Annotated in this window: 6 protein-coding genes; 5 read left to right on the forward strand and 1 reads right to left on the reverse strand. The window is 69.8% G+C overall.

All coding sequences use genetic code 11. The annotated features are described in order from the left end of the window. Nucleotides 1-619: 619 nt before the first annotated feature. The 4 genes from ABT367_RS39945 to nirD all read left to right on the forward strand — a co-directional run bounded on the left by ABT367_RS39945 (nucleotide 620) and on the right by nirD (nucleotide 5,440). Complete coding sequence (locus ABT367_RS39945; protein WP_352258699.1) at nucleotides 620-1,192, forward strand: hypothetical protein; 573 nt, start codon at nucleotides 620-622, stop codon at nucleotides 1,190-1,192. Between the two features lie 174 nt (nucleotides 1,193-1,366). Beyond that, nucleotides 1,367-2,566 carry an NAD(P)/FAD-dependent oxidoreductase gene (locus ABT367_RS39950; protein WP_352258701.1) on the forward strand — a complete coding sequence of 400 codons (1,200 nt, stop codon included), beginning with the start codon at nucleotides 1,367-1,369 and terminating at the stop codon, nucleotides 2,564-2,566. A 1-nt stretch (nucleotide 2,567) separates the two neighbouring features. Then, complete coding sequence (gene nirB / locus ABT367_RS39955) at nucleotides 2,568-5,114, forward strand: nitrite reductase large subunit NirB (RefSeq protein ID WP_352258703.1); 2,547 nt, start codon at nucleotides 2,568-2,570, stop codon at nucleotides 5,112-5,114. Further along, complete coding sequence (gene nirD, locus ABT367_RS39960; protein ID WP_165336942.1) at nucleotides 5,111-5,440, forward strand: nitrite reductase small subunit NirD; 330 nt, start codon at nucleotides 5,111-5,113, stop codon at nucleotides 5,438-5,440. The genes nirB and nirD overlap by 4 nt, the downstream gene beginning before the upstream one ends. A gap of 49 nt (nucleotides 5,441-5,489) precedes the next feature. Here the strand turns inward: nirD and ABT367_RS39965 are convergent, their stop codons facing one another. Further along, nucleotides 5,490-6,179 (reverse strand): hypothetical protein, encoded by a 690-nt coding sequence (locus ABT367_RS39965; RefSeq protein WP_352258705.1) that lies wholly within the window; start codon nucleotides 6,177-6,179, stop codon nucleotides 5,490-5,492. 165 nt (nucleotides 6,180-6,344) lie between these two features. Between ABT367_RS39965 and ABT367_RS39970 the strand changes: the two genes are divergently transcribed. Beyond that, entirely contained in the window at nucleotides 6,345-6,932 is a 588-nt protein-coding gene (locus tag ABT367_RS39970) for a TetR/AcrR family transcriptional regulator (RefSeq protein ID WP_352258707.1), read from the forward strand. Nucleotides 6,933-7,095: the final 163 nt, after the last annotated feature.

The raw sequence follows: 7,095 nt of genomic DNA on the forward strand, positions 1-7,095 counted from the left end.
GGCAGGGCGCGGCGGCACGGCCGGCTCGGCGACCGCGCGCCGCTGCTCCACCGCCTCGGTCTGCTCGAGATACGCGGCGAGCGCGGGGTACTTGGAAAGCCCGGCCGCCTCCGCCACGTCTGCGAACGGCACGTCCCCAACTGCTGCGTCAGTACTCACGGCGCCTGAACATAGGCGCTCCGGCCCCGAAGAAACACCTGGTCAGAGCCTTACCGGTGATCCTTAAGGTTGCTTTGAGGATGGCCTCAAGGACGGTTAAGAACCGGCCTCCTCACGGCCCTGTCCAGAGGCCGCCCGTTCCGGTAACAGCAAAGGCTCGGCCGGCGTCTGCGGCGTCCGGGCCGTCGGCCGGTTCAGCGGCAGAGTCCCATGATGACGTCGTCGAAATCGGGGAACTCCGCTCCGGCTTCCCCCTCGGATCCATGGACGGCACAGTCGAACCGGGTGACCATCGCAGCAGCAAGCGCGACAGGCAGCTGTCGGTCAGTGGTTGGTGCCATCCGGCCACGTCAGCGGCGTGGTCGGACACAGCTCATCGGAGTACCCGCTGCCTCGGTACCCGATCACCGTTGCTCCCCTACTCTGCGCACACAGGCGACTACCTGCCTTGGGGGAAAGCATGAAGTCAGGCGTATCAACCGGCGTGTTGCTCATGGTCGCCGCCATCACGGCCACCGCCGCATTGATCGGCGCGCTGGGCAGCGCATGGATCGCCGCACGCTCAACGCGGAAGTCGATGGAACAGGCGGCCGAGGAAGCGGAGACCAATCGCAAGTCGATCAAGGACGCGCAACACCGGGCATCGCGCCGCGACGCGTATGCGGCCTTCATGGTGGCCGGCGCCGGCGCCCTGCGGGCCGCCGAGGCTCTGGCCGACGACGTCTCGGACCACGACGCGTTCAAGAAGGTTCAGCAAGCTGCGATCAAGGCCCTCGACCGGGCCATCAACGCCACCGCCCTCGTATCCCTTGAAGGCCCGCAGAGCGTGGCCGACCATGCGCTTGAAGCCCAGCGGCACTTCCGCCTGGCCATGGACACGATCACCTCCGTGTACGAGCCACGGGCGGCCGAACCCGATGTGTATGCGCCGGACGCTCAAGAGGAAGAGCTCGTTGCGAACCGCTTCAATCAGGCGGATCTCCTTCTCAACGCCTTCAGAAGGGCGGCTCATCAGCATCTGAACGAGCTGTGAGGTCGTGTCCCCGCATATCGGCGCATCGGGCGCCGGAGGCCGGCCTAAGAGCATGGAGCACGACGCACCCCCACCCCACCTCACACCCCACCCCCCACCCCGCTGAGTTCCCCGTTCCCAACGGGAAACCGAGACGATCCGGTGGGGCAACACCCGACGCGCACTCTGAACGGCATGGGACAGCGCATCGTGGTCATCGGGGCCGGCACCGCCGGGGCGCGGCTCGGCCTGCGGTTGGCCAAGAGCGACGCCGAGGTCACACTCGTCGGGGCCGAGCCGCACGCCCCGTACAACCGGGTGCTGCTCGCCGACGTGCTCGCGGGCCGTTATCCGGCGCAGGTGACGGCGCTGCCCGACCCAGGTCCTGTGGTCCGCGACCGTGTCGTGCGCATCGACCGCACCGCACAGAAGGTGCACCTCGCCGACGCCGAGCCCCTCCCCTACGACTCCCTCGTCCTCGCCACCGGCTCCAACCCCGTACTGCCCGCCCTGCGAGGCCTGGCCCAGGGGCTGCCGGAGAACGTGCACGCCTTCCGCACCATGGACGACTGCCTCGCCCTCGACGAGGCGGTGCGGGAAGGGGCGCGCGCCGTCGTCATCGGCGGCGGGCTGCTCGGTGTGCTGTGTGCGCAGGCGCTCGCCGAGCGCGGCGCGCAGGTGGTGCTCGCACAGCAGGGCGAGCACCTCATGGAGCGGCAACTCGACGCCGAGGCAGCCGAGTTGGTACGGGAACATCTGAAGCTACGCGGCGTCGAGGTGCACACCGAGTGCCGCGTGAGGGAAGTGCGGACGCAGGGCGGCAGGGCCGTCGGCGTCGCGCTCGCCGACGGGTACGCACTCGGCACCGATCTGATCGTGCTGGCCTGCGGCGTGCGGCCCAGCACCCAGCTCGCCCGCGAGGCCGGACTCGAGGTCCGGAGCGGCATCGTCGTCGACGACGAGCTGCGCACCAGCGACCCCGCGATCCACGCGATCGGCGACTGCGCGGAACACCGAGGCCGTACGTACGGCCTCGCCACACCCGCCCTCGAACAGGCCGACGCCCTGGCCGACTTCCTGCACCACGGCAAGAGCACCTACGAGGGCACGCGTTCCCTGACCCGTCTGACCCTCAGCGACGCGGGTCAACTCCCCCTGGATCTGGCCACGTTCGGCGATCCGTCAATCCGCGAGGGCGACGACGTGATCCGCCTGACCGACGCCACCCGCCGCACGTACCGCAAGGTCGTCGTCCGTGACGACCGGCTCGTCGGCGGGGTGCTGCTCGGTGAGCTCGGCGCCGTGGGCGCACTCGCCGAAGCCTGGGATGCCGCAGAGCCGCTGCCCCAGGACGCATCACTGCACCATCTGCTCACCCACGACGGAGGCTTCTGACATGCCGCCCATCCTCGAGGCCGCCGATCGGCCCACCCTTCTGCTCGTCGGCCACGGCATGGTCGGCCAGCGGTTCCTGGAAGCGCTCGTCGAGCGCGGTGTCGCCGACAGCCACCAGGTGGTCGTGCTGTGCGAGGAGCCGCGCGCCGCGTACGACCGCGTCCATCTGACCTCGTACTTCGAGGGAACCTCAGCCGACGAACTCTCCCTCACACCCGCCGACTTCATGGAACAGCACGGCATCGAGCTGCACCTCGGCGAGCCGGCGCAGAGCATCGACCGCGCGGCGAAGACCGTCAGCACGCACTCGGGCCGCACCTTCGCGTACGACATCCTGGTCCTCGCGACGGGCTCGTACCCCTTCGTGCCGCCGGTTCCGGGCAAGGACGCCGAGGGCTGCTTCGTCTACCGGACCATCGAGGACCTCGAGGCGATCGAGACCTACGCCAAGGACGCCACCCAGGGCGCCGTGGTCGGCGGCGGGCTTCTCGGGCTCGAGGCGGCCGGTGCGCTCAAGGGGCTCGGACTGTCCACACAGATCGTGGAGTTCGCGCCGCGCCTGATGCCCGCGCAGGTCGACGAGGGCGGCGGCGCGGCGCTCCTGAGGACCATCGAGCGCATGGGGCTCGATGTGCGCACGGGAGCGGGTACGCAGGAGATCGTGACGGATGAGGCGGGCCGCGTCACGGGGATGCGCCTGACGGACGGGACCGAACTCCCCACGGATCTGGTGGTGTTCAGCGCCGGCGTACGGCCGCGTGACCAGCTCGCCCGTGACTGCGGCCTCGATGTCGGCGAGCGCGGCGGGATCAAGGTCGACGAGGAGTGCCGTACGAGCGACGACGCGGTCTACGCGATCGGCGAGTGCGCGCAGACCGTGGACGGCAAGGTCTACGGGCTCGTGGCGCCGGGTTACGCGATGGCCGAGGCGGCGGCGGACGCGATCGCCGGGTTCCCGGGATCGTTCACCGGTGCCGACATGTCGACGAAGCTGAAGCTGCTCGGCGTGGACGTAGCCTCGTTCGGCGATGCGCACGGTGCGACCGAGGGCTGCCTCGACGTGGTCTACGCGGACTCGCGCTCGGGCACGTACAAGAAGCTGGTCATCGACCCCGAGGGCAAGCTGCTCGGCGGCGTGCTCGTCGGTGACGCGGACGCGTACGGGATGCTGCGGCCGCTGACCGGCAGCGTGCCGCCCGTCTCCCCCGAGCAGCTGGTGCTCCCGGCCGGCGCGGGCGGTCCGGTGAAGCTGGGCCCGGACGCGCTGCCCGACGACGCGATCGTCTGCTCGTGCCACAACGTCACCAAGGGCGCGATCGCCGCCTGCTCCGATATGCCCGAGGTCAAGTCGTGCACCAAGGCCGGTACGGGCTGCGGCAGTTGCGTCAAGACCATCCTGCAGCTGCTCCCGCAGAGCGGCGACAAGGGCCTGTGCGGCTGCTTCGGCCATACGCGTGCGGAGCTGTACGAGATCGTCAAGGTCAAGCGCATCACCTCGTACGCGCGACTGCTCGACGAGCACGGACGGGACACGGCCCGCGGCACCGAGGGCTGCGAGATCTGCAAGCCGACCGTGGGCTCGATCATCGCCTCGCTCGCCCCCGCGATCGGCGCGGACGGCTATGTCCTGGCCGGCGAGCAGGCCGCGCTCCAGGACACCAACGACCACTTCCTCGCGAACATGCAGCGCAACGGCTCGTACTCGATCGTGCCGCGCATCCCCGGCGGTGAGATCACGCCCGAGAAGCTGATCGTGATCGGCGAGGTGGCCCGCGACTACGGCCTCTACACGAAGATCACCGGCGGTCAGCGCATCGACCTCTTCGGCGCGCGGGTCGACCAACTCCCGGGCATCTGGGCGCGGTTGGTGGACGCCGGCTTCGAGTCCGGGCACGCGTACGGCAAGGCGCTCCGTACGGTGAAGTCCTGCGTCGGGCAGACCTGGTGCCGTTACGGAGTGCAGGACTCGGTCCGTATGGCCATCGATCTGGAGCTGCGCTACCGGGGCCTGAGGGCACCCCACAAGCTGAAGTCGGCGGTCTCCGGCTGTGCGCGTGAGTGCGCCGAGGCCCAGTCGAAGGACTTCGGTGTGATCGCCACGGCGAGCGGCTGGAACCTGTACGTGGGCGGCAACGGCGGCATGACCCCGCGCCACGCGGACCTGCTCGCGCAGGACCTGAGCGACACCGAGCTGATCCGTCTGATCGACCGCTTCCTGATGTTCTACATCCGCACCGCCGACCGCCTGGAGCGCACGGCGAGCTGGCTGGAGCGCCTGGAGGGCGGGCTCGACCACCTGCGCGAGGTGATCGTCGAGGACTCGCTCGGACTCTGCGACGAGCTGGAGTCCCTGATGGCCGCCCATGTCGCGGGCTACCGGGACGAGTGGGCCGAGACCCTCCAGGACCCCGACCGCCTGTCGCGCTTCGTGTCCTTCGTGAACGCGCCGGGCACGCCCGACCCCACCGTCCAGTTCGTCGCCGAGCGCGACCAGATGAAGCCGGACCTCCAGGTCCTGATCCCCGAAGGAGCGCTGACCGCCCGATGAACCTCCAACTCAAGCTGGACGACGCCTGGTTCACCGTCTGCCCGGCCGGCGCGGTGCAGCCCGGGCGCGGGGTGGCGGCCCTGCTCCCGGACGGCCGCCACGCGGCGCTCTTCATCGACCGCTCGGGACGGGCGTACGCGATCGACAACCGCGATCCGTTCACCGGGGCGTCGGTGCTGTCGCGGGGACTCATCGGCTCGGCCGCCGGACGCGCCTTCGTGGCCTCGCCCCTCCTGAAGCAGCGCTTCGACCTGGAGTCGGGGCGGTGCCTGGACGACGAGGAGGTCGCCGTCCAGGCGTACGAGGTGCGACTGGGTCAGCAGTAGGCACCGGTGGTCCGTGGAGGGTCCGTCACCAGGACCCGTGGAGGGCCCGTCACCAGTAGAAGGGCCCCTCCGCGCGCCAGGTCATCTTGCCGAAGACGTCGTTCGTCTCCGGGGTCGAGACGGTGATGTTGCTGACCTTCAGTCCGTACTGGACCCGCGAACGCCCTTCGGGGCAGGTGAAGTCGACGGCCTCGAAGTTCAGGAAGAACCCCGGGCCGAACTCCCGTGTCGGATCCGAGCGATGGGCACTCACGACCCAGCCGGCGTCACCGTGGTAGTACACCCAGCTGAGCGGCTGCTGTGTGGTGCGCACCACGAAGGACGTGCTCCAGTCGAAGCTGCCGTCGGCCGCGGTACAGCCGAAGGTCCTGGCCGTGTCGGCGGCGGCGGAGAACCCGTCGCTGCCGAGGTTCCCCGCGAGATAGCCGGGCAGCTCGCGCACGCCGTGCAGGGTGGTGCTGACGGTGAACCCTCCGCAGCCGTCGGTCGGGTAGTACTCGTGGTACCTCAGCTGACACTTGCGCGGCCCTTCGGCAGAGTCGGCAACGGGGTCGTAGACGGGCCTGGGCACCAGCCCTTCGTGCTTGACCGTCATCGAGAGCCCGCCCGGCTCGTCCGCCAGGACCTCCACGAGCACGGGCTGCGCCTGCACGGGGCCACCCGCCCCGAGGACGAGCCCCAGCGCCGCGGCGGCCGCGAGCAGCCCCCGTACCACCGGTCTCCTGTTCCCTCTCCTCATCAACTTTCCCCCCTGTACGTCGAGTTGAAGGATGCGGCACGACCGTAGCGGGAGCGCTCCCACTCCCACCACACGAATCACACACTCCGCTCGGAGGCGCCCGTTCCTTCGGCGCCGGCAAGTAATACTTGACCAGTCGTTCCAATTGAACCTAGAGTCGTCGGCATGGCCCGCACCAAGGAGTTCGACCCCGACGCGGCGCTGCAGGCAGCCATGGAGCTGTTCTGGCGGCGCGGCTACGAGGCGACGTCGATGAGCGACCTCACCGAGCATCTGGGGATCGGCCGGGCCAGCCTGTACGCGACCTTCGGCAGCAAGCACGAGCTGTATCTGAAGGCACTCGACCGCTACGGCGAGACAAGGGACCCTTTGCTCGTCGAGGAGCTGTCACAGCCGGGCCCCGTACTGCCTGCCGTACGCGAGGTGGTGCGGAGGTTCGCCGAGGAGGCCGCGGACAAGACGACCCGCCTGGCCGGCTGCCTGGTCACCAACACCGCGGCCGAGCTCGCGGCACACGACCGTGATGCCGCGCGCAGGGTCGAGCGCAGCTGGGAACACCTGGAGACGCCCCTGCACTCCGCGCTCACCCGGGCGCGGGCACAGGGTGAACTGCCCGCGGACAGCGAACCGCTCGCACTCGCCCGGATGCTGGTCGTCCTGATGCAGGGGATCCGCGTGGCCGGCAAGGCGTCCAGCGATCCGGGGCGGGTGCGGGACGCGGCAGAGCAGGCGCTGAAGCTGCTCGGCGGCTGAACCGCGTCTCGCGCCAGCAAAGGGGTGCCCTCGGCGGCACCCCTTCCTTACGCCTCAATACTGAACCGATCGGTCAAGAAAGAGGGGGATCATGACCGCGCTCCAACAGCCCTGCGCCACCGGCGCACCGGGCCCCGGCCGCACCCGCACGGCAGACCCGGCC

Origin of the sequence: Streptomyces mesophilus (genome assembly GCF_040300965.1) — a bacterium.
Classification (GTDB): domain Bacteria; phylum Actinomycetota; class Actinomycetes; order Streptomycetales; family Streptomycetaceae; genus Streptomyces; species Streptomyces mesophilus_A.

What these genes read in the sequence shown, in the direction of transcription:
- nirD (WP_165336942.1), top strand. Translation starts at nt 5,111, where the DNA reads ATGAACCTCCAACTCAAGCTGGACGACGCCTGGTTCACCGTCTGCCCG.
- nirB (WP_352258703.1), top strand. Translation starts at nt 2,568, where the DNA reads ATGCCGCCCATCCTCGAGGCCGCCGATCGGCCCACCCTTCTGCTCGTC.
- ABT367_RS39970 (WP_352258707.1), top strand. Translation starts at nt 6,345, where the DNA reads ATGGCCCGCACCAAGGAGTTCGACCCCGACGCGGCGCTGCAGGCAGCC.
- ABT367_RS39965 (WP_352258705.1), bottom strand. Translation starts at nt 6,179, where the DNA reads ATGAGGAGAGGGAACAGGAGACCGGTGGTACGGGGGCTGCTCGCGGCC.
- ABT367_RS39950 (WP_352258701.1), top strand. Translation starts at nt 1,367, where the DNA reads ATGGGACAGCGCATCGTGGTCATCGGGGCCGGCACCGCCGGGGCGCGG.
- ABT367_RS39945 (WP_352258699.1), top strand. Translation starts at nt 620, where the DNA reads ATGAAGTCAGGCGTATCAACCGGCGTGTTGCTCATGGTCGCCGCCATC.